At 56.7% G+C, this 21792-nt stretch carries 15 protein-coding genes; 7 read left to right on the forward strand and 8 right to left on the reverse strand.

Annotated features, from left to right (window positions below; genetic code table 11):
• Positions 1-33: 33 nt before the first annotated feature.
• From P8935_RS03645 to P8935_RS03660, 4 genes are all read right to left on the reverse strand, one after another.
• On the reverse strand, positions 34-1350 hold the full coding sequence (locus P8935_RS03645; RefSeq protein ID WP_348263658.1) for an adenylosuccinate synthase: 1317 nt from the start codon (positions 1348-1350) through the stop codon (positions 34-36).
• A 644-nt stretch (positions 1351-1994) separates the two neighbouring features.
• A complete protein-coding gene (locus P8935_RS03650) occupies positions 1995-4577 on the reverse strand; it encodes a glycoside hydrolase family 2 TIM barrel-domain containing protein (protein ID WP_348263659.1) in 2583 nt (860 codons plus the stop codon).
• Positions 4574-5311, reverse strand: coding sequence for a TetR/AcrR family transcriptional regulator (locus tag P8935_RS03655; protein ID WP_348263660.1), 738 nt, complete (start codon positions 5309-5311; stop codon positions 4574-4576). Before P8935_RS03655 ends, P8935_RS03650 begins: the two co-directional genes overlap by 4 nt.
• Before the next feature lie 295 nt (positions 5312-5606).
• Positions 5607-6740: a hypothetical protein gene (locus P8935_RS03660; RefSeq protein ID WP_348263661.1), complete on the reverse strand. Its 1134-nt coding sequence runs from the start codon at positions 6738-6740 to the stop codon at positions 5607-5609.
• 235 nt (positions 6741-6975) lie between these two features.
• On the opposite strand from P8935_RS03660, the gene P8935_RS03665 reads away from it, so the two are divergent.
• Complete coding sequence (locus P8935_RS03665) at positions 6976-7491, forward strand: glutaredoxin family protein (RefSeq protein WP_348263662.1); 516 nt, start codon at positions 6976-6978, stop codon at positions 7489-7491.
• Positions 7492-7503: 12 nt separating this feature from the next.
• On the opposite strand, the gene P8935_RS03670 is transcribed toward P8935_RS03665, so the two are convergent.
• The 4 genes from P8935_RS03670 to P8935_RS03685 form a co-directional block, all read right to left on the reverse strand.
• The gene (locus P8935_RS03670) at positions 7504-8280 is read right to left on the reverse strand and encodes a hypothetical protein (protein ID WP_348263663.1); all 777 of its coding nucleotides are present in this window, start codon (positions 8278-8280) and stop codon (positions 7504-7506) included.
• Positions 8281-8524: 244 nt separating this feature from the next.
• Positions 8525-9271, reverse strand: a complete 747-nt coding sequence (locus tag P8935_RS03675) for a PIG-L deacetylase family protein (protein WP_348263664.1) — start codon at positions 9269-9271, stop codon at positions 8525-8527.
• 143 nt (positions 9272-9414) lie between these two features.
• Positions 9415-12843 carry a PDZ domain-containing protein gene (locus P8935_RS03680; protein ID WP_348263665.1) on the reverse strand — a complete coding sequence of 1143 codons (3429 nt, stop codon included), beginning with the start codon at positions 12841-12843 and terminating at the stop codon, positions 9415-9417.
• Positions 12844-13024: 181 nt separating this feature from the next.
• Positions 13025-14350, reverse strand: a complete 1326-nt coding sequence (locus tag P8935_RS03685) for an NAD(P)/FAD-dependent oxidoreductase (RefSeq protein ID WP_348263666.1) — start codon at positions 14348-14350, stop codon at positions 13025-13027.
• A gap of 285 nt (positions 14351-14635) precedes the next feature.
• Between P8935_RS03685 and P8935_RS03690 the strand changes: the two genes are divergently transcribed.
• The 6 genes from P8935_RS03690 to hpnI all read left to right on the forward strand — a co-directional run bounded on the left by P8935_RS03690 (position 14636) and on the right by hpnI (position 21770).
• The gene (locus tag P8935_RS03690; protein WP_348263667.1) at positions 14636-15631 is read left to right on the forward strand and encodes an alkaline phosphatase family protein; all 996 of its coding nucleotides are present in this window, start codon (positions 14636-14638) and stop codon (positions 15629-15631) included.
• Positions 15632-15758: 127 nt separating this feature from the next.
• On the forward strand, positions 15759-16274 hold the full coding sequence (locus P8935_RS03695; protein ID WP_348263668.1) for a hypothetical protein: 516 nt from the start codon (positions 15759-15761) through the stop codon (positions 16272-16274).
• A 295-nt stretch (positions 16275-16569) separates the two neighbouring features.
• Positions 16570-17796 (forward strand): ABC transporter permease, encoded by a 1227-nt coding sequence (locus P8935_RS03700; protein WP_348263669.1) that lies wholly within the window; start codon positions 16570-16572, stop codon positions 17794-17796.
• A 57-nt stretch (positions 17797-17853) separates the two neighbouring features.
• The gene (locus P8935_RS03705; protein ID WP_348263670.1) at positions 17854-19110 is read left to right on the forward strand and encodes an ABC transporter permease; all 1257 of its coding nucleotides are present in this window, start codon (positions 17854-17856) and stop codon (positions 19108-19110) included.
• Positions 19111-19228: 118 nt separating this feature from the next.
• Positions 19229-20485 (forward strand): ABC transporter permease, encoded by a 1257-nt coding sequence (locus tag P8935_RS03710; RefSeq protein ID WP_348263671.1) that lies wholly within the window; start codon positions 19229-19231, stop codon positions 20483-20485.
• 97 nt (positions 20486-20582) lie between these two features.
• Entirely contained in the window at positions 20583-21770 is a 1188-nt protein-coding gene (gene hpnI / locus P8935_RS03715) for a bacteriohopanetetrol glucosamine biosynthesis glycosyltransferase HpnI (RefSeq protein WP_348263672.1), read from the forward strand.
• Positions 21771-21792 lie beyond the last annotated feature (22 nt).

Consider the following 21792-nt stretch of genomic DNA (forward strand, 5'->3'; position numbering starts at 1 on the left):
ACGCCGGGCAAGTTACCGGGCAGTCAATCCAGTCTATGCGTGAATCTCGTCGAGTGCCGCAGCAAATTCCGGCAACACCATCGTCTGCTCGCGGTCGGGGCCCGTAGAAACCATGCCGATCTTCGCGCCGCTCTCGCGTTCTTGAAAGCGTAGATACTCCTGCGCGGCTTTTGGCAGCTTATCAAATTCTGTGATGCCCTCGGTGGAGGAACGCCAACCCTTCAGTGTTGTGTAGACCGGCTTGATGCGTTCGAGGCCCTGCACGTCGGCGGGAATCTCATCGCTGACCTTGCCATCCACCTGGTAGCCCACGCAGATGGGAATCTCCTCTAGTTCGTCGAGCACATCCATCTTGGTTACTACAAGCCACTCCGCGCCGTTTACTAAATTGGAGTAGCGCAACAGCGGAATATCGAGCCATCCGCAGCGACGCGGTCTACCGGTTACGGCGCCATATTCGTTGCCGCGCGCGCGTAGCTGGTCGCCAATCGGATCGTGAATTTCAGTTGGAAACGGTCCTTCGCCAACGCGGGTGACATAAGCCTTCGTCACCGAGATCACGGTTCCGATCGCTGTCGGTCCGACGCCGGTTCCCGTCGCCGCGCCGCCCGCTGTTGCCGACGACGACGTCACAAATGGATAAGTGCCGTGATCGATGTCGAGCATGGTACCCTGCGCGCCTTCAAACATCACCGACCCGCCACCGGCAATGATCTGGTGCAGAAGCCGGCCGGTGTCGGCAACGAACGGGCGCACTTCTTCAGCAGCCGCCGCATACTCCTCGTACATCTTCTCCGGCTCGAGGGGATCGGTACCGAATAGCGCGTGCGCGATCGCATTCTTTTCGCCGCACGCCGCCTCAATGTGCTGACGCAGCAGCGACGTATTCAGCAAATCCACGATGCGCAGACCGCTGCGCGCCATCTTATCTTCATAAGCGGGGCCGATGCCGCGGCTCGTGGTGCCGATGCGCTTGCGTCCGGGTGCGCTTTCAGCGGCGAGCTCGATCATGCGGTGGTAGGGCAGAATGACTTGCGCGCGGTTGGAGACAAAAAGCCGGTCGTCCACTTCGACACCGAGTCCGCGAAGCTTGGCGACTTCTTTCAAGAAAGCAATTGGATCGAGAACAACGCCGTTGCCAATGACGCCTTTGCAGCCGGGACGCAGCACGCCGCAGGGAATGAGCTGAAGCACGAACTTCTGCTTGCCATGGATCACCGTGTGGCCGGCATTGTGCCCGCCGGCATAGCGCGCGACGGCGCTGAAGCGCTCGCTCAGCACGTCTACGATCTTGCCTTTGCCTTCGTCGCCCCATTGGGCGCCCAGTATCACTGCCGTCTTCGCTCGCATCCCTGCCCGCTTCCTCGAAAAGTCTGCACACATCAGCCCGTCGCAGCTTGTGCTGTGCGGGCAAAAAGATGGCGCAAAAGTTGCCACGCCACGAACGATTCTAAACCCTGCGTTCCATGGAAGCTGTGAGGGTTGATTTCCAGGCGCAGTCCTTGTTTGCGTGCACAGGTAAGCGGAAACTGCAGTATCGGATCTCTGCATAGAGTGCATTCTCTTCACAGTTGCGCAGTTTCACCGGCCAACTTTCTCGAGTTAGGTTTTGAAGAGTCAACTTGCTGTGGGAATGGTGGTTAATTGATTTTCGTGCGTGGTTCTAATGGTCATTTTTGTACTTTTGGGCGCCGTTCTAAACCCTTTGACAGCTTTCAATAGCTGTCCAATTCGATATCTCTGGAAACCATGACGAGCTGCTCCCTAAAAGGAACATTGATATTTTCTGCATAGATTTAGCCTAGACCCGTCGCGGGAATGAGCTGCAAAAATTCAGGATTTTCTTTGGCGTTTATTTTCAGAGGGATGACCCAGCGATTGTGGTCAACGGTTCACACGGTGGGTCGCTTTACTTGCGGCAGGCAATTTGAGGTCGTTGGGTCAGAACAGCACGCATACGGTCATCCGCAGGCGCGCGTTTGAGGCCTGCCTGGTCACCGCAATTCAGCCTGTGGCTGCGGCGCCCTTGCGCTGATAGTCAATGCGCCGTCGCTGAGGCCGGAACTCTTAACGGTCAGCTTGATGAGTCCAGCCTGTTTCGACGTGCGAATCACAACGAGTGCGCGTCCCTGGTAGAGCTTGCGTCGATCGCCGCTGTAGGAGTCTGCGTCCTGTCCATCTCCGTTTCCAACAGCCGCGATCACTCCAGGTCCACTGAGCGCGAAATGCACCTCTCGATCAGCATGCAGATCGGGCTGGCCGTGCGCATCCACGGCTTCGACCGTTACGAACGAAAGGTCCTCTCCATTCGCCTGCAACACAGTTCGATCCGCCGTCACCCGCAGCCGTGTCGGTTCTCCCGCGGTCATCAAAACATCTTCGGTAACAACCCGCTTCCCGCGCAGTCCCACCGCCTTCAGTGTGCCCGGAGCGTATGGTACAGAAAACACCGCCTTGAATTCCTGCTCGCGGCCCGTCGGCTTTTCGCCGATCAGCTTGTCGTTTAGGAATAGCTGTACCTTTTCCGCGCCAGAATAGACCTCCACATCCAGTTGCTTCCCCTCCTGTCCAGGCCAGTTCCAGCTGTGCAGTGTGGGGTTGGTAGCCCACATGATGGCAATGATCTTCTTGCCTTCTGGCTCAGGTAGACGCACGGTGGCATAAACGCGATCGCCGCCGTTCCAGATGATGTCGCGATAGTAAGACTGCGGTTTACGGAAGCCAGTCAGATCGAGATCGCCGCATGCTGAAGCGTGCCAGGGATAGGGATGAAAAAAGAGTTCCATCATAGCCTTGGCGTTTGGATCGGAATTGTTTTTGGCCATATCCGTCATTGGGTCTTTACCTTCTGCCATTCCGGTGAACAACTGGTCGATCATCGCCGTGCCCGCCATCATGCTTGCCATCCCATCAGCCATCTTCGCCTGTTGCGGGGTGCCGTATTGCCACGCTCCGATGCCTGACTCTCCGAGGTAATCCATGGCCGTCCAAGTCAGGTCGCCGAGAACATACGGATTGTCCTCTGATATCTTCCAGAGCGGAAAAGCCTTTGTCGGCCACGACTCGGTGGTCAGCATCATGCGCGATGGCAACTGCTCGTGGTCCTTCTGATATGTGGCAAGGATGTTGTAGTTGTAACCCGTGATGTCAAGTTGCGAGAAGACGGCCTGCGCCGAGGGTTTGGTTGTTGTGCCCGGAAACGCCAGCGTGACCGGTCGCGTGTTGTCGAGCGCGCGCACCTGGTCCGCAAGCTGTTTGCCAAGTATGGCGCCACGATCCGTTTCGAGTTCAGGAATCTCGTTGCCGATGCCCCAGATCACGATCGACGGGTGATTGCGGTCTCTCAACACCATCGACGACACATCCTGCTTCCACCATTCATCAAAGTCGGTGCCGTAATCGAACTTGACCTTGTGTGCCTTCCACACGTCGAAGGGCTCATCGAGTACCAGCAGGCCGAGTCGGTCGCATGCATCGAGAAACGCAGTCGACGGTGGATTGTGCGCCGTGCGCACCGCATTCATCCCCGCCGCCTTCAGCAGTTCCACCCGGCGCTCTTCTGCGCGATCGAACGCGGCGGCTCCGAGAGGTCCGTTATCATGATGAACGCTGCCGCCGGTCAGCTTGATCGGCTTGCCGTTCAACAGAAGCCCGTTCTCTGCTGACCACGCAAGCGAGCGTATGCCAAAAACAGTGGTGACCTTATCGATTACATTTCCATTTTCGCGAATCGTAGAAACTGCGCGGTACAGTGTGGGTGACTTCGGCGACCAAAACGCAGGATTTGCTACCGTGATCTCCTGCGAAGCCACGTCATCCTTGCCCGTTGCGATGCTCAGCATCGTTTGTGCGCTGCCAACTTTGTTTCCCGTCTTGTCCAGCAGCGTCGTCTCGACTGTAACTGGGACATCGCCAGAGGACTCATTTGCCACGCGTGTACGAATCGAGACCTTGGCCGACGTGCCCGTCGCTTCCAGCGTCGTGACTACAACGCCCCAGTGCTCCACGTGCGCAGGGTCCGTCACCACCACGCGCACATGCCTGTAGATTCCTGATCCGCTGTACCATCGGCTATTCGGCTGGGCTGAGTTATCCACGCGCACGGCAAGCACATTCGGCCCGGTAAAGTTCAGTCCCGGAGTCATGTCAAAGGTGAACGCGGTATAGCCGTAGGGATGCGTCCCCAGCTTGTGCCCGTTCAGATACACCGTAGCGTCGCGGTATACGCCATCGAATTCGACGCTCACACGTTTGCCCTTCCAATCGGCGGGGGCGCGAAATGTCTTGCGATACCAGCCCACGCCGCCGGGGAAGAATCCTCCGCCTGCACCGCTGGGATTGTCCTTGTCGGGCTTGCTCTCGATGCTCCAGTCGTGGGGTAAATCGACAACGCGCCAGGAAGTATCGGAAAACGAAGGCGATTCCGCGCCGTTCTGATCGCCGAGGAAGAACTTCCATCCGGCATCTGCAGCGAATTCCTGTCGCGGCGATCTGGGGATGGCGGCTCTCATCGAGACAGTGATGAAGCAGGCCAGCATGACCGCTAAAACGATTGCTCTCGAGGATTGGAATTTCACGAGGACCTCTTTCTGCTTATCTCTTGAGTAGACTTCTGCTTTCTCTGATTCCGGCGCGAGTGGGTTTTTGATTTGCGTTCTGGTGCGCGTAGTCCCAGCAGGATCAGGCGGATGGTTTCGCGGAACAGACGATCGATCGAGTTGCCGTATTCCTGCTCAATTTTGTTTCCCAGGGAAGCCAGGCGGCGCTGCGTCCCAATGACGCCATTGACCACGGCATGCATCGTGAGATCGGGATCAAGGTCGCTCCGCAGCGAACCGTCTTGAACGCCCTCGCGAATCAATTCGCTGAACCATCGAAACGGCTGCGGATGAACTTGCGACTCCAAAGAGAGAAGTCGTTCTACCGGCCAGTCGCGCGCATACATTGCATCGAACTGGGCCATGAACCGCACCTGCTCCCGGTTATTCGAGAGTTCATCCGCCATCAGTTCCAGCAGTGCGGTGATGCGCGCCAGCGCGTTTGTAGCTCCTTCCAGCATCTGCTTTGCCCGCCCGCGAGCCTGCTGCATCAACTCGCTCACGATCGCCCAGACGATGTCGTCCTTGTTGGAGAAATACTGATACATGGTGGAAGGCTGAACTCCACTGCCCGCAGTGATCTCAGCCATCGTGACGCGATCAATTCCCCGATCATTGAAGAGTTTCCAGGCGGCATCGAGAATGCGGCGACGCTGACGCTCGCGGTGGGCATGGTATGAGATCGCCGTTTTTTCTGTCTTCTTTCGAGGCATGCTTTGATTGGTTAATTCATAATCATAAATCGAATTCGAAAGAGTGTTTCGATTTTATTTTGAGACATTTTGGCACAAAGAAGAGGACGTCAATATGGCCGCTGGTTTCGTGCTAACCGACCTGGTTTGGCTCTCCGCGCATTCATGCCGAATGCGCGCAATCGGATCATCAATCAACTCGTCGTCGACCACTGCGGAGCAGCCAGGAGGCGCCCGAATAAAAGGCGACAGATACTCCAAGCTGGCCAGCCTGAGGCGCTGCGCTCAGTCTTTGCCCTCCGCGGGCATGCATCGCTTATTGAGGGGTTGCGGGTGGGGCTGAAGTTTGCGGCTGCACCTGCTTATAGCCTGCCGGGATGTCGAAGTGAGATGGGTCGACCGGAGCAGACGAGAAATTGGATGTGGTGATCTGCGTCTCCATCAAGATTGAAGCTGCCTGCGCGGCGGCCGCGTCCTGAGCGGGATCGGGTGGAGGAGCCTGCTGCTTCTTTCTGCCGAAACCGCCAAATCCACCCAGACGGCTTGAGATTGCGGAAGCCATTCCCTGCTTGGCCACGTCGCCCGCACTGGGTCCTGCGGGGGCTGCGGGTGTGGGCGCTTCGGATGCTGCGGGCAGTGGCTGTCCGTTCAAGGTGGTGCCCATACGCATCACCTGCATGATTGGTACGCCGTCAAGCTTCTGCATCTCCTTGGCCATGTCGCCAAGGGCCTGTCCAGCACCGGGATTCTGCGCCAGCATCTTGCTGAAGTCGTAGCCCAGCCCAATGGTGTTGGAGTCGGCCATCTTCTCACCCATGCGTTTGTAGAAATCGCGCACCTGGTCGTAGCCGGGGATCGCTGGCACCAGCCACATGTCGTTGGTGATAGCCATCGCACCGGATTGTTGCGGCTGGTCAGTGGTAGCGGGGGCGGTGCTCGTGGCAGTCATCGTCATGGTGAGGATAGCTTCGTTACTCTGCAATCCGCTGATCTCTTTTTGGGCCCCGGTCTTGCGGACCTTCACGTCGAAACTCATCTTCACATTTGGGTCGGCGGCTGGTTGCTGGGCGGCGGCTGGTTGAGCGGGCTGTTGCTTTTCCAACTGTGCGCGAGCGTTTGCCACCGCCTGCTTGATCTGATCGAAGGTCATAACGGTGTAGGTCTTTTTCTGGACGTCGACGTGAGTGATGGTCTCTTTGTCGAGATCGATGATCTCAATCGACTCAGCGGACACATTGGCCAGCCGGTTGTCTTTGAGGTAAATGCTGGAGACGACGGGATCGCCGATATGGCGGGCCTGCGAACTGAAAAAGCCGACAGACTTGACCATGTGCAGCAGCGAGCCACCGGTCACCTGCGTGGTCTGCTGATATGTGTAGTCGGCGGCATAGATGGTGGCAGGAAGGAAGATGGCAAGCAGGAGCGCAGCGCGCTTGAAGAGGGGGAGCATTGGTGAATCCTCCAGGGTGAAATCAGCGGCATAGAGGGAAACAAGCTGTGGGCCGCCTGACTGGCCCGAAGTTTACCCGCAGAGATAGTGCTCGTCAATGAGAATGCGTTTCAAAAAGATGATTGGATAGGGGTGGCAAATTATTGCTAAACAGAAGTTTGCAGTGCGGGGTCTTGAGCATGCAGCACTGTGCGTTGTCGCCCGTGATGCGGATCACGGAGGCTTGATTTGATGAATGCTTTACTCATCGACCATGAAGCAACAATGCTATCTAGTCGCCATCTATCTGAATTGGCTGATACTCGTAGGCGGCGTTGGCTATCTTTTGTTCACGCACCATTATGGGTTCGCAATTACATGGCTCATGGCTCTGCCGCTTGTGATGTGGGTGTACCTTCGAGTTTTTCCTTCCATCTCGCAAGCGATGGGTTACGGCAAAGTTGATGACACACCGGCACCCGATGCGAAGGGGCCCGAGCCTCAGCGCAACGGAGCCGCGGTAATTGTGACGCTCTACACCGGTCTTGGCTGTCCGTTCTGCCCAATCGTGGAGAAGCGTCTGCAGGCGCTGCGGGAGAGCATGAACTTCAAGATTGAAAAAATTGATGTGACCTTGCGTCCGGATATTCTTGCATCGCGCGGGATCCGGGCGGTTCCAGTGATCGAGCTTGGAGAGCGACGCATTCAGGGCAACGCTACCACTGAGCAGTTGGCGGACCTGATTCTGGGTAAGCCTGCTTTGGTCAGCTAGGGATAGCCAAGTCTAGCGATCGAAGACCTGGATGTTGGGCTTGGTGTGGCCCGGAATCTGCGTCGTGATGGTGAGGCTCTTGCCGTCCGATGAAACCTCGACCTGCTGAATGTCCATAACTTTGCCATCGATTTTGTCAGTCAGTTCGACGGACCGCTCGTTGAGACGACGACCGGACGTGGCATAACCTTGCGGCAGATTCGGCCCCTGGGATGCGTAGTCTTTGCCATCGAACTTGATGCTCTTCGTCATCTTCTGGGCCGGGTTAACGAAGGAGAGGCCGTTGTCTTCATAGGTTTCAATCTGCATCTCATAGCTGGAGTTGACCTGCTCGCTCGTGCTTTCCCACGTGCCGGCAAAGCCGGATGTGCCCGCGGTTCGCGAGTATTTGTAGAGGAGATTGCTGGTGGAGCCGTCAGCCCTGTAGCCGGTGAAGTTGTCGGTGAGGGTGTTGCCGTCGGGTGAGAGATCCCAGATGGCTGAGATGGTCACATGGCCGCCGTTCTTCCGCACGACCTTCCATTGATTAGGAGACCGGACGGTGACGGCGAACGTGGTGCCGAAGATGCCGGGCTGATCGGTGCCATCGGCGAGTATGGTCTCGGAGTTGTCGCCGGAGAAGATAAAGGTGTATTTGTTGGGGCCGGCCGATTCAACCTTCATCTGATCGGTGAGCTTGCTTTTTGCAGGATTCAATTTCCAGGTTCCGGCGAAAGGATTTTGGGCCGCACAAAGTGCGCCAGTGAACAGAAGTACGACGAGCAGTTGGCGTGGAAATCGCAAGATCATGGAGCTCTCCGGAGGCGAATTGGATTGGTGCTGCGCTTTTATACGAAGCAACTTCGGGACCAATCGGAAAACGAAGTGCGGGGATGAGGTGGAGCGGTCTCTGAGGTGTTCAGGACGCGTGGTGATGCTGCGAGGTGGGCGCGGCAGTGAAACGCCAGGATACAGCATGGATAGAAAATCCGGTCTATGCTGTTCGCAAGCGGTCGGCGCTGTGTCGAAAGCGAACATCGAAAGGACCGCAGCTTTATCGAGTGTGAATGTTTGTCATCTGGAAGATGTCGTACGGGTTCTGTATCTGGCGGACAAAGGCTTCAGCCTTCTCGCAGCCACTCTGAATACCGCGAAACTGCGCGACCATATCCTGCAATTTGTAATAACGATCCGGCGTCTGGCTGGCATGAGCGAAACAGGCCGATCGCTTCAACGGTTCCACGTCTGTGATGTCGACAAACTGGTTGGGCGAAAACTGCAGCGTATCCTCTCCGTCTGAAACCTCGTAATAGTACAGGGCGAATTTCTTACCAGAGCGAGTCCATGCGTCGTAGGTCAACATGGATATAGCGCGGTGATCGCGGTGATTGTCGATGGGCCACTGACTGAAGATGGCATCGGGCTTTTCGGCGTCGATGATCTTGTGGAATGCTTCGTACCGATCGTTGTCGAGTACCGCATGTCCATTGGTCTGGCCTGCATAAGCCGGACGCGAACGGAGAATCGCGCAAGCCCTAGCGGCTTCAGCGATGCGAGTCTCGGCCGGAGTAGGAGGCCACGCTCCATTGTTCAGATAGAGCAGGACTACTTCGTGCCCCAGCGCGGTGAGTCGCGCGATGGTGCCGCCGCAACCGTATTCCGGATCGCCCGGATGTCCGCCAGTGACCATGATTTTGAATTTGCGGGATGAGGTCGCGGGTTGCGCCTCTGCAGCATTAGGTCCGGCGACCAGGCCTGCGGTGAGACTGGTGACGCCAAGTAATACGCCTCTTCGGTCCATGGCCATCACCATATCTGACAGGCGAAGACTTCGCTAGCGCGGTTTCGAATCCGAACTGTAGTGAAGCCATCGAGAGGTCGAGCAAAGGGGCACGATGGAAGTCGTGCCCCAACTTGCTGCGCCCGATGTAAAGGAAGCGTTTGCTATTTTCCGAGACCGTCGCTCTTGTGATAGTTGGGATACGGGGGCACGACGATTGACGGAATAGGATGAGCCTTCAACTCGTCGAGGACCATCTGCACGCCGGTTTCAAGTTGCTTGTCGTGTCCCGCGGCGAAGTCCTTGGGCAATTCTTCAACCGCGACGTCGGGGGGAATTCCAAGGTTCTCCACTTCCCACTCGCCTTTCAGTCCGTAGATGGCGTAGCGCGGCGCAGTCACAAATCCGCCGTCGAGCAGCGGAGGATATCCGCCAATGCCCACCAGTCCGCCCCATGTTTTGGTGCCCACCAGCTTGCCGATTTCGGCTTTGCGGAAGTACCACGGCATGGCATCGCCGCCTGAGCCTGAGTTTTGATTGATCAGCATCACCTTGGGTCCGAAGATGGCGCCCACCGGGTCGTGAACAGGCTTGCCGTCGCGCTCGATCGCTCCGGAGAGCGGGAAGCGCTTGAGCACGTCGACCACGTAATCCGCAATCAGGCCGCCATCGTTCCAGCGCTCATCGAGTACCAGGGCCTGTTTATCGAGTTGCGAGTAGAAGTAGCGGTTGAAATTGGTGTAGCCCGATCCGCCAGTGTTAGGCATGTAGACGTAAGCCACCTTGCCACCGGAGAGCTCATTCACTTTGCGGATATTGCCCATGATCCAGTCAAGGTTGCGCAGACCGTTCTCGTCGTTGATCGGAACCACGGTTACATCGCGTCCATCTTTTCCGTCGGGATTTGGACCCACATGCAGGATTGTCTGTTTTCCTGCGGTGCCATCGAAGAATTCATAGAGGTTGTCGTGTGCGTGGAGTTCGCGACCGTTAACGGCAAGCAGGTATTCGCCTTCTTTCACATATACGCCGGGCATGGTCAGAGGAGAAGCAAGCCCCGGGGTCCAATTCTGACCGCCAAGAATTTTCGCGATGCGATACCGATCGTTTTCGATTTTGTAGTCCGCTCCCAGCAATCCAGCCTTGGGGCCGTTGTCTTCAGAGTGCGCGCCGCCGACAAACATATGTCCAATGTTGATCTCGCCGAGCATCTCGACGGAGAGATAGGTGAATTCCGCGCGCGATGCGAGACCATCGAGATAGGGCTTGTATTTAGCCTCGATCTTCGGAATCGACAATCCGTGGATATTGGGGTCGTATAGGAAATCGCGCTGGATGCGCCACGTCTCGTGATAAATCTGCCTCCACTCGGCGCGGGGATCGATCATGGTTTGCATGCTGCCGAGGTTCAGCGGCTTGCCGGGAGCAGCGTTGCCTGGCTTGAGATCATCTGCCGGAGCAATCGTCCATCCGCCTTTACGCGCGTAGAGGACTTTCGATCCATCCGCCGAAAGCTGAAAGGCGTCGATGTCGTTGAGAACGGTTTCGGGTTCGCGCTTTTCGAGTGTGAAGCGCCATACGGCACGAATTCCGGGACCGCCATCGCCAGAGGCGCGTCCGAACGGCGGACCTTCAAGCAGGTAGATGACGCCAGCTTTTCCAGTTCCGATTGCGGCGTAGTTGCGCGGCGGAATGGGAAGTGACAGGATCCGATTGCCGATATCGTCGAGATCGATCTTGACTTCGACGGGCTTGTCCTTCTCTTTGTCCTTATCCTTATCTCCGGCCTTTGTGTCCTTGTCTTTGTCGGCAGCTTTCTTGTCTTTATCCTTGTCATCTTTCTTGTCGTCGGCAACGGGCGGCTTGGGGTTAGGCTCGTCCTTCTTTTCTTCTTTAATCTTTTCGTCGTCGCTTTCGGGCGGGATCGGCGATGCTCCGTCCTTGGCCAGCACGACTACATATGCCGCACTTGTCTGTGCGCGATCGAGCGATGACAGATCGATGCCGGCGTGGGAGGGGCCGTCGTCAGTGGAAGCGATGAAGTACAGGTATTTTCCGTTAAGGTCGAATGCTGGACTTCCGGCGTCACTCATCCCGTCGGTGACTTGCGTCGATTTGTGTGTCTCCATGGAATAGAGGAAGATCGCGTGGAGCTGGTTTTCGAGATCGCGCTCGTAGGCCATCCACTTCGAGTCAGGAGACCAGACTGTATTGAAGCCAAATCCGAAGGAACCGTAGATGGCTTTGTCAATTTGCACGGGTTTGCCGGCTGGGTTCTTGTCAGTGGGAACGTCCACCAGCCACAGGCGATTGTGCTTGTCTGCGAAGACGATGTGCTTCGAATCCGGCGACCACGTCGGACTGTAGTAGTAGCTGGGATCCGGGCCGAGGTCGATCACCTTCGGCGCTTTGAATCCGGTTTGATCACGCAGATAGAGCTGGTACTCCCCGGATGCATCGGAGAAGTAGGCAAGCGTTTTGCCGTCAGGGCTCCACGAGGGGTTGCGCTCGGCAACGCCCGGAGTATTGGTGAGATTGCGAGTATCGCCCTTCTCTCCGGGAACGGTAAAGATTTCTCCATGCGCTTCGAAGGCGGCGCGTGCACCGGTCGGCGACAGGGTGGCATTTCTAATTTCGTCGGCGCGGACAGAAGCCTGATGCGGCGCAAGATCTGAGAGTTCTCCGTGCACCTGGATCGGAACTGCATGATCAGCATTGCCGTTCGCGGTGTCTACGAAGTGAATTGAACCGAACTGCTCATAGACGAGGCCGCCGGGTCCAGCCTGCATAGACTTAAGATCGTAGCCTTTGTTTTCGCCGACAGGTGTCACCTGTTTTGAATCCGTGTCGTAGCGGAAGAGCGAAACCGGGCCGTTGCGGTTGGATAGAAAATACACAGACTTGCCGACCCACACGGGATTCGAGTCACTGGAGTTTTCGCGGGGCACTTTCACGAGGTCGAGGGTTTTCAGATTCACGATCCATATAGGCGTGGTCTGGCCGCCGTGATACTGCTTCCACGCCTCTTCCCACTTCGTGATTGGCTGATAGGCAATCGACTCGCCGTCGGACGAGTAGGATCCCTGGACTCCCGAAGGAAGCGGCAGAGACTCAGGCATGCCGGAGCCATCGGCGTGGACTGTCGAGAGCCTTGCAAAATCGCGGAAGCTGGTCGCGCCGTTGGTGACGAGAATGTTTTTGCCGTCGGGTGTCCATCCGACGACCTCACTGCCGCCCGGATGCCAGGTGATGCGCCGAGGCACTCCGCCACCGGAGGGCATCACGTATACGTCGACGTTTCCGTTGAGGTGCGCGGAGTAGGCGATCTCCGTTCCGTCTGGGGAGAAGAAAGGACCGGCTGCGACTTTGCCGTTCGAGGTGAGGCGTTCAGCTTCGCCGCCGTTCCGGTTCACAGTCCACACATCGTCCGCATAGAGAAAGGCAATCTTGTCCTGCGAGAGAGAGGGATTGCGCAGCAGCAAAGGAATCTGGCCGTTTGAAGAACTTGAGGCATTCTGCGCGACAACCAAAATCGGGGTGACGAGAGCGAGCGCTGTGAGAACAAGCGCCAGCCGGGAGCGAACAGGAGTCATAGGAATCTCCGAATACAAACGTCAGTTGGTTTGGGAACAGCGGATCGAAAGAAGAGCTTTGTCAGAGTATCCTACGACTTTAAAGCCGGAAAGACGCTCGAAATGTGACAAGTGCTGGGAAAGCTAGGGTCATACCGATACGGTAGGAGCTGGCCCGGACAGCTCTGAGCCAAGATCGACTTTATCCTTGTCGCACGCTCAACTCGTGCACCTGCGCTCGCGTGGATGACAGCACCTGTTTTGCCGCCCGCAATCCTGACCGCATCGCCGCGTGGACGGTGCCCCAATGGCCCGTTACATCGGTATGTTCTCCGGCGAAATAAAGCGTGTCACGCACGGGTGTCGCCATTTTCAGCACCGCATCGAGAGCGCCCACGGGAACATAGCTATATGCTCCGCAACTGAGCGGATCAGTCTGCCAGTCGTGAGTTGCGCAACCAATCAGTTGCCCTCGAAGATATGCCAGGGGAAGCGAGAAGACCTTTGCCAATTCTGCGCACGCAAGGTCGCCAATCTGCTCGCGGGTGCATTGAGCGAACGCGGCTGATCGCGGGCCACCGATCCACCCGGTGATGGTGCGAGTCTCCCACGGGTGGGCGGTCCACCAAACCGGCGGCATGGCATCGTGAGCAAACAGGAAGCTCATCGCCGGCAACTGCACGTCCTCATGTTCAGCCCACCATCGCTCCCGGAACAGCAAAGTAAAGCGGCGAACGGGCCCCATCGCCAGTTGATTCGAGGCAATCAGCGGCGCAGGCACCGGATCGAACACGACCACAAGATGCTGCAAAACGCCCAGAGGCAGCGCGATCACCGCTTGTTCGGCTGAATACTGAGCCAGTTCTCCCCCATCGCGCGCAAATACCTGCACGCGATGGCGCTGCCACTCGATTCTTTCCACTGTGCGCGAGAGCTCGATGCGGCCGCCTGCCTCGCGCACTTTTTTCGCCACGAACTCCGGTAGAAGATCGTAGCCGCCCTTGATGCGAAATACCTTGTCGCTGCTTATTTCCTCTTCTGCGTGTTGTTGCACAGCAAGTGCATGCACACCAATCTGGCGGTAGTCGGCCGCATTGAAGCTCTGCACATAGTTGATGACTTCATCACGCTTTTCGGGCGAGAGATTCTGCAAGGGCGGGTAGTCGGCGAACGATAGATCAGGGCCCATCCAGCGTTCGAGCCCGTTGAGGAACTTGAACATCTCGCCCTGCTCGTCGCACTTCTTCAGCTTCCCCTGCCGGTGGCAAATGTCCTTGCCGTCGAGTTCGTAGGTCTCAAGCTCAGCTTCCCTGATCAGATCCCAAAGCTCCGGGGACTGCCCATGAACGAACTCGGCGCCCAATTCAGCAATCTCTCCCTGGTCCCGATGCGTGCGAATGCGGCCACCCACACGATCGCGAGCCTCCAGTACCAGGACATGCCTGCCAGCCTCGGCGAGTTCCCGCGCCGCACAAAGGCCGGCCATCCCCGCACCGACCACGAGGACGCGCTTCGTCGTTGCATTCATAAGCATTTAGATGCGGAAGCGGATTCCCAGTCTTCGGAAATCGCCAGCTCAACGGGTTAATCCGTTAGACCGCGTCGAGGAACATCCTACGCCGATCGCATCTTCGCGATGGATTCGCTCTCATCGAACGCCTATGCGCTCCGAGTGCGGAAGCGCCCGAATGGCTCACACCCTGGATCGGGCACAATCTAACAGGCAGCGGCGATGCCCGGTTTAGGCGGCTCGCTCGATACCCACAAAGAACCCTTGCGAGCCAGGGAATCTCAAAAGAAATCAGGATTCGAGATGTTTTCAGTCCCACTACCAATTCGGCGCTATCTGCAGGCGTTTCTTGTGATTACGGTCTCTCTGCCAGCATTGGCCCAGGAAGTCTCAACGTCCGTTCCCGAGCCCGACGCCACCACCACCGTTCATCACATCAAGACGGTTTTCGTGATCGTAATGGAAAACCACAACTGGACGGGAAGCGGAAGCACCAGCATCAAGGGCAATTCCGAGGCGCCTTACATCAACTACACCCTGCTACCGATGGCGTCGTACGCCAATAACTACAACAATCCCCCCGGAAACCACCCCAGCCTGCCGAATTATCTGTGGCTCGAAGCTGGGACGAACTTCGGGATCTATGACGATGGTCCGCCCTCGCAGCATCCCCAGACAACCAGCGATCACCTCGTAAAGCTGCTTGAGAATGCGGGCATTTCCTGGCGGTCCTACGATGAAGACATCAGTGGCATTAACTGTCCGCTGACAAACCAGGGCGCTAGCGATTCCAACGGAAATCAGCTTTACCAGGTGCACCACAACCCGTTCGTGTATTTCAACGACCAGACCAACAACCGTTCAGCCTCTTCGGCGGAGTGCATTGCGCACATTCGTCCCCTTACGCAGTTGGCGCACGATCTGACAGCGAACACGGTGGCGCGCTACAACTTCATTACGCCGAACGTGTGCGACGACATGCATGACAGGTGCGGCGGCAACGCCATCGCTCACGGAGACGAATGGCTCAAAAAGACCGTGCCCATGATTCTCAACTCAACCGCTTATCGCAGCGGCGGAGCACTTTTCATAACCTGGGACGAGGCGGCCAGCGGCAATGGCCCGGTGCCCATGATCGTGCTGTCGCCTTATGGGAAAGGCAATCACTATTCGAACTCCACCTATTACACGCATGGATCGACTCTGCGCACTATCCAGGAGATCTTCGGCGTGTACCCGCTAATTCGAAACGCCGGCAGTGAGACGGATCTGCGATCCCTGTTTTCAGTCTTCCCATAGCTCGCCGGAATCTGGCTTTCAACGAAATTGGTGCATATCAGGAACTGCCCATCCCCGATCCGCGTAGATAATGGTGCCGCGGGTCGGGTCGCCTTTGTCTCGTCCGCTGATGAAAAAGGAGAACACGATGCGTAAGTTTGTCGTCTTTCTAGCAGCGGGGGCACTGCTGTCGCTTTCGGCGTTGTCGAGTGTCGCGCAAAACCATGCCGCCAGGAACGGCTCGGGCCAGCTCGTGATTGTCTTTAAAGACGGCCACCGGCAGACATTCAATTTTGCCGATGTGGCGCGCATCGAATTCTCCGGCAGCGGTGGCATCCCAGTCGGGGATTCAACTTCAGCGCCCGTAGGCGCTCCCCCCCGCGGCCATTTCCTGGGCAAGTGGGAGGTAGGGGACGGCAACGGGGGTACCTTTTACATCACTTTGGATGAAAGCGGCGACGCTCACCGCTCGCTCCGTAGTGTCCACGGCAAGTGGGCGTATGTGAATGGCGAAGCGAGAGTTACGTGGGATGATGGCGCGATGGACGCTATCCGCAAGGTGGGGGGAAAGGACCAGAAATACGCTTATCGAGCCGGCAAATCCTTCACCGATGAACCGGACAACGTGACCGACGCCCACAACACGACGGCGCGGCCTATCTAGCGCCGAATCCGGTTTGAGGTCATATTCGTCCGTTTCGTCTTCGAAGACGAGGCCGCCCGGAACCATATTCCGATTGGCTGCGTACCCTTACCTTAAGGGGATGTTCTCGCTTCGAAACTGAGGCTTGGCAGCGCTCCCAGCCGTCTATCGAATATCGCGGCGAATTGGGGAGAGATGCTGGTTTGTTCGGCACTCCAGCGTACTGTCATCGATTACGGCAGATTGCAGAGACAACCTTGCGTAAACTGAAAGCAGTTCCTCCGGTATGAGATAGAAAGAAGCGGATCGTTCTCTCATGAGCATTCTCGAAGCCTTCAAACTCGCGCTTCAATCCCTGTGGGGAAACAAGATGCGCTCGATTCTCACCCTGGTTGGCGTGGTGATGGGCGTGGCGTCGGTAATTATGGTGCTCACCCTGGTGCAGGGGGCGAAGCGATTTATCTCGACCAAGCTCTCCGGCTATGGTGCCGACGTGTTCACGGTGAACCGGATGTCGAGCGTGATTCTTTCCGCCGACGAATATTTCAGTTATCAGAAGCGCAAGATCATTCGCATCGAAGACTACGAGGCCATCAAGGATGGCTGCGATGCCTGTAGCGAAGTGGGCGCTTCGCTCTTCAAGAGCACAAACGTGGTGTACAACGGCCACTCCAGCAACAACACAGGCATTCGCGGCTATACCGCGTCGATGATGTCGCTGAACAACGTTGACATTGCGCTAGGCCGGGGTTTCACGCCGGCTGACGAAGAGCACGCCTTCCACAATGCCATCGTGGGCTACGACATTGTCGACAACCTGATCGGCGGCGACGATCCGCTGGGCAAGGAAATCCGTGTCGATGGGATTCCATTCACCATCATCGGAGTGGGTGACCGGCAAGGCAAAACACTGGGCCAGTCGCAGGACAATTGGGTGGCCGTCCCAATCACGACCTACCAGCAGATCTACGGCTATAACGATTCGGTGGACATCTATGCGCGCGTCACAGGCGGCTCGCAGGTGATGACGCATGCCGAGGACCAGGCGCGTGTCATCATGCGTGCGCGTCGACACCGGGCTCCCGGGCAACCGGATGATTTTGAAATTCAGACCAACGACACGTTTCTCGATATCGCCAACCAGTTGCTGGGCGTCTTTGCGTGGGTAGTGTTGGGACTTGGCTCGATTGCATTGGTGGTGGGTGGCGTGGTGATTATGAACATCATGCTGGTCAGCGTGACTGAGCGAACGCGGGAGATCGGCGTGCGTAAGGCGCTGGGGGCGAAGCAGCGGGATGTGCTGATGCAGTTCCTGATCGAGAGCGCTTCACTGTCATCGGTAGGGGGTATCTTCGGAGTGCTCCTGGGCGTGCTGGTGGGAAAGCTGATCACGATTTTTGTGGGTTTTCCGACCGCTGTGCCGATCTGGGCGATTTTTCTTGGCCTGATTCTCGCTAGCGCAGTCGGAATATTTTTTGGGGTATACCCGGCGAGCAAGGCTGCAAGACTGGATCCCGTGGTGGCACTTCGGGCAGAGATGTAAAGAAACAGCTCGTAGTTCAGAGTTCGTAGTTCTTAGTTTTAGAGCGCGGAGCAACTCATGCGAGGTCAACAAGCCGGCGAATCGGTCAAGATGGCTCTTCAAACCATTCGCACAAACAAGCTGCGATCGGGGCTCACCATCCTGGGCATTGTCATTGGTGTGACCACAGTGATCACGATTTCCTCGGTGATCAGTGGGCTTAACAATCGTGTACAGGAATTTGTCAGTTCGCTGGGCAGCAATGTCTTCTGGGTATTTCACATGCCGGTGATCGGCGTGCGTCCCACCACGGAGATGCTGGCTCGCAAGAAGCTGAACTTCGGCGATGTTGAAGCGCTTCGGACGCTGCCGCATGTGGTCGCCGCCGACGGTGGCTATCAGCACACCAAAAGCCAGTTTCGGGTCGGCGATGTCGCCGTTAAATACAACGGAAAGAAAATTGCCGGAACAATCCTGCAGGGTTCGACTTCACAGGTGGGAATGGTGACCGACCTTGTCTTTCTGCAGGGACGGCTTTGGAACGACGCTGAAGATCAGCGGGCAGAGCACGTGGTGGTACTGGGCCACGATACCTGGGAAGAGTTGTTTGGCGAACAGTATGCCATCGGTAAGGAAGTGAATGTCGAGTCCGGGATGTATACCGTGATTGGTGTCCTCGACAAGCAGAAACAGCCATTTGGCGGCGGCAAAAATCCGAACGACAACATGGCATATTTCCCACTTGCGACTTTTCACAATCTTCATCCAGAAGACAAGGACATGTGGGTCAGCGTGAAGTATGACGATCCTAAGAACAAGTCTCTTGTTGAAGAAGAAATTCGAGAGCTATTGCGCGTACGGCGCAAGGTGAAGGTCAACAAAGATGACGACTTCGAGATATTCGGGCCTGATTCGCTGTCGAAATTGTGGAATCAGCTGACCGGCGGCCTTGTTCTTTTCATGATTGCAGTTTCGAGTGTCGGCCTGATGGTGGGCGGCGTCGGTGTGATGAACATCATGCTGGTGAGCGTGACTGAGCGAACGCGTGAGATCGGAGTGCGCAAGGCAATCGGCGCCACCAAGCGAACGCTGCTGGTTCAATTCACGACAGAAGCGGTGACGCTGTGCGCCGTAGGGGGAGTTATCGGCATCCTTCTCGGCGCTATCTTTACGTGGATCATTTACTTCCTGCCCATCGGCTTGCCCGCAACCATGTCGACCATGTGGGTGCTCACGGGATTTGGTGTCTCGTGCGCCATTGGGCTGATTTTCGGAATTTATCCCGCATGGAAGGCCGCGAACCTCGATCCGATCGAGGCTTTGCGGTATGAATGAATTCACAGTTTTGATTCTTAATTCGGAGTTTAGGTTTGCGGAACCCAGAACTTGGTTGGAACTCCGAATTCGCAAGCGCATAATCGCACTGAACCTTCCCTAGAAAGTCAGGCTGGACATGGCCAGGGGACAGACGCGCGAATCCGTCAAGATGGCTCTCGATACGGTGAGAACCAACAAGCTTCGGTCGGGACTGACGATTCTCGGTATCGTTATCGGAGTCACCACCGTCATCACCATCTCCTCGGTGATCACTGGGCTCAACAACCGTGTGAATGACTGGGTCACCTCGATGGGTTCCAACGTCTTCTGGGTATTTCACATGCCGCTCATTGGCGTGCGGCCTACGACCGAGATGCTTACCCGCAAGAAACTGAACCTGGATGATGTGATTGCGCTGCGCACGCTGCCCCACGTGTTGGCCGTTGACGGCACGTATGAGCATGTCAATCAGCAGTTCCACGTGGGCGACGTCAGCGTGAAATACAACGGCAAAAAGGTGGCGGGCGCTTTCCTTGCGGGTTCAACCGCAGAGTTGGAGAGAGTTTCGGAACTCACCATGAAAGAAGGTCGATTCTGGACCGATGGTGAAGACGAGCGCCACGCGCATGTCTGCGTGGTGGCCCACGACACTGCGGAAGAACTGTTTGGAGACACAGATCCGATCGGCAAGGACGTGAATGTCGCTTCCAGTCTTTTCACAGTGATTGGCGTACTGGAAAAGCGCAAGCAGCCCTTCGGCTCCGGCAAAAACCCGGGGGACAACGGCGTCTTCTTCCCCCTCGGTATCTTTCATAGCCTGTATCCCGAACTGAAGGACATGTATATCAGCGTGAAATACGACGACCCGAAGAATAAATCGTTGGTCGAAGAAGAGATCCGCGAGATGATGCGTGTTCGCCGCAAGGTGAGAGCCGACAAGCCGGATAACTTTGAGATCTTCGGGCCCGACTCCATCTCGAAGTTGTGGAACCAGCTCACCGGCGGGCTGGTCCTTTTCATGATCGCGGTCTCGAGTGTGGGTCTCATGGTGGGTGGCGTGGGCGTGATGAATATCATGCTGGTAAGCGTGACCGAACGCACCCGTGAAATCGGCGTGCGCAAGGCTATCGGCGCCACCAAGCGCGCATTGCTGCTGCAGTTCACGACCGAAGCGGTGACTCTGACTGCCTTAGGGGGAGTCTTCGGCATTCTGCTGGGCGCAGTATTTACGTGGATCATTTACTTCTTGCCGATCGGTTTGCCTGCAGCGATGTCCACAGTGTGGGTGGTCACCGGCTTTTGCGTTTCTTGCGCAATCGGTTTGATCTTCGGCATCTATCCTGCCTGGAAAGCTGCCAACCTTGATCCGATTGAAGCGCTGCGATACGAGTGAAACAGTTCGCCGTTTTTAGTTCAGCGTTCACAGTTAACGGTCCGTCTTGCGCAGCCGTACTTCGAACTGCGGACGCCCTTCCGCTAAACTAGTTTCCGTGAACACCCACACCTTCGCCCTGGCCGTTGAAGCGCTTACGACGGTTCTGGCAATTGCAGGGATGGCTTATTTTGTTTTCGCTATCGTTGCGGCGCGCGTGTTTCTCTCCTTGCGGCGCACTCCGCTCGCGGCCTTCGCACCGGGTGTGTCGATTCTGAAGTCTCTCAAGGGTCTCGATCCCGGCATGCTCGACGCGTTTCGCTCGCATTGCGGACAGACCTACACCGGCGAATTTGAGTTGCTGTTCGGCGTTTCATCTCTTGACGACCCCGCCGTTGCGGCCGTTCACCAGTTGCAGAGTGAATTTCCTGACCGCTCCATTCAATTAATCGTGTGTCCCGCACGGCTTGGCAGCAACGGAAAAGTCAGCACTTTGGCGCAACTCGTGCCATACGCCCGGCATGCATTTCTGCTCGTCAACGATTCCGACATAACTGTAAGTCCGCATTATCTTGAGCAGGTCATGGCTCACTTCGCGCCCTTGCCTCAACAACCGGATCATGAAGCACCGAAGGCCGTCGGTCTTGTCACTGCGCTCTATCGCGGTCGCGCCCACGGCACGCTCGGGTCTCATCTTGAATCGCTCGGCATCGCGACGGACTTCATGCCTAGCGTTTTGGTAGCGCGTTTGATTGAGAGTGGATTGCGCTACGGGCTCGGTTCCACGCTCGCGGTCAGTCGCGAGTCACTTGAGAAAATCGGTGGCTTCGAGACTCTTGTCGATCATCTCGCCGACGACTATGAACTGGGGGAGCGCATCTACAAAGCTGGATACCGTGTCGCTCTTTCGAGCGAAGTCGTAGAAACCAGCGTGCCAGCCTATGCCTGGAACGGATTCTGTGATCATCAGCTTCGCTGGCTTCGCACCGTGCGCGATGCTCGCCCCGGCGGTTACTTAGGGTTGCTTTTCACGCAAGGGTTCACACTTGCGGTACTCAACATTCTTGCCAGCGGAGCGAGCCCGGTCAGCCTCTGGATTCTTGCGCTGAGTTTTTTCCTTCGGCTGACCCTGGCAATGACCGTCGGTGCCGAAGTCCTCGGCGACCACTCGGTGCTTCCGAGTCTTTGGCTACTGCCGGTGCGCGACCTTGTCGCTACGGGTCTATGGGTCGCGGGCTTCGCAGGAAACACGATCGTCTGGCGCGGTGAACGATTTACAGTAAAGCGCGGCAAGTTGGTTGCCTGACCGCAGGCAACCAATAAGTTCG

The sequence above is a fragment of the Telmatobacter sp. DSM 110680 genome (assembly GCF_039994875.1).
Lineage (GTDB): Bacteria > Acidobacteriota > Terriglobia > Terriglobales > Acidobacteriaceae > Telmatobacter.

Bases quoted from the DNA above. Each gene is read 5' to 3' on its own strand.
- P8935_RS03645 (WP_348263658.1), bottom strand. From the start codon at position 1,350: ATGCGAGCGAAGACGGCAGTGATACTGGGCGCCCAATGGGGCGACGAA.
- P8935_RS03655 (WP_348263660.1), bottom strand. From the start codon at position 5,311: ATGCCTCGAAAGAAGACAGAAAAAACGGCGATCTCATACCATGCCCAC.
- P8935_RS03660 (WP_348263661.1), bottom strand. From the start codon at position 6,740: ATGCTCCCCCTCTTCAAGCGCGCTGCGCTCCTGCTTGCCATCTTCCTT.
- P8935_RS03665 (WP_348263662.1), top strand. From the start codon at position 6,976: ATGCTTTACTCATCGACCATGAAGCAACAATGCTATCTAGTCGCCATC.
- P8935_RS03670 (WP_348263663.1), bottom strand. From the start codon at position 8,280: ATGATCTTGCGATTTCCACGCCAACTGCTCGTCGTACTTCTGTTCACT.
- P8935_RS03675 (WP_348263664.1), bottom strand. From the start codon at position 9,271: ATGGACCGAAGAGGCGTATTACTTGGCGTCACCAGTCTCACCGCAGGC.
- P8935_RS03680 (WP_348263665.1), bottom strand. From the start codon at position 12,843: ATGACTCCTGTTCGCTCCCGGCTGGCGCTTGTTCTCACAGCGCTCGCT.
- P8935_RS03685 (WP_348263666.1), bottom strand. From the start codon at position 14,350: ATGAATGCAACGACGAAGCGCGTCCTCGTGGTCGGTGCGGGGATGGCC.
- P8935_RS03690 (WP_348263667.1), top strand. From the start codon at position 14,636: ATGTTTTCAGTCCCACTACCAATTCGGCGCTATCTGCAGGCGTTTCTT.
- P8935_RS03695 (WP_348263668.1), top strand. From the start codon at position 15,759: ATGCGTAAGTTTGTCGTCTTTCTAGCAGCGGGGGCACTGCTGTCGCTT.
- P8935_RS03700 (WP_348263669.1), top strand. From the start codon at position 16,570: ATGAGCATTCTCGAAGCCTTCAAACTCGCGCTTCAATCCCTGTGGGGA.
- P8935_RS03705 (WP_348263670.1), top strand. From the start codon at position 17,854: ATGCGAGGTCAACAAGCCGGCGAATCGGTCAAGATGGCTCTTCAAACC.
- P8935_RS03710 (WP_348263671.1), top strand. From the start codon at position 19,229: ATGGCCAGGGGACAGACGCGCGAATCCGTCAAGATGGCTCTCGATACG.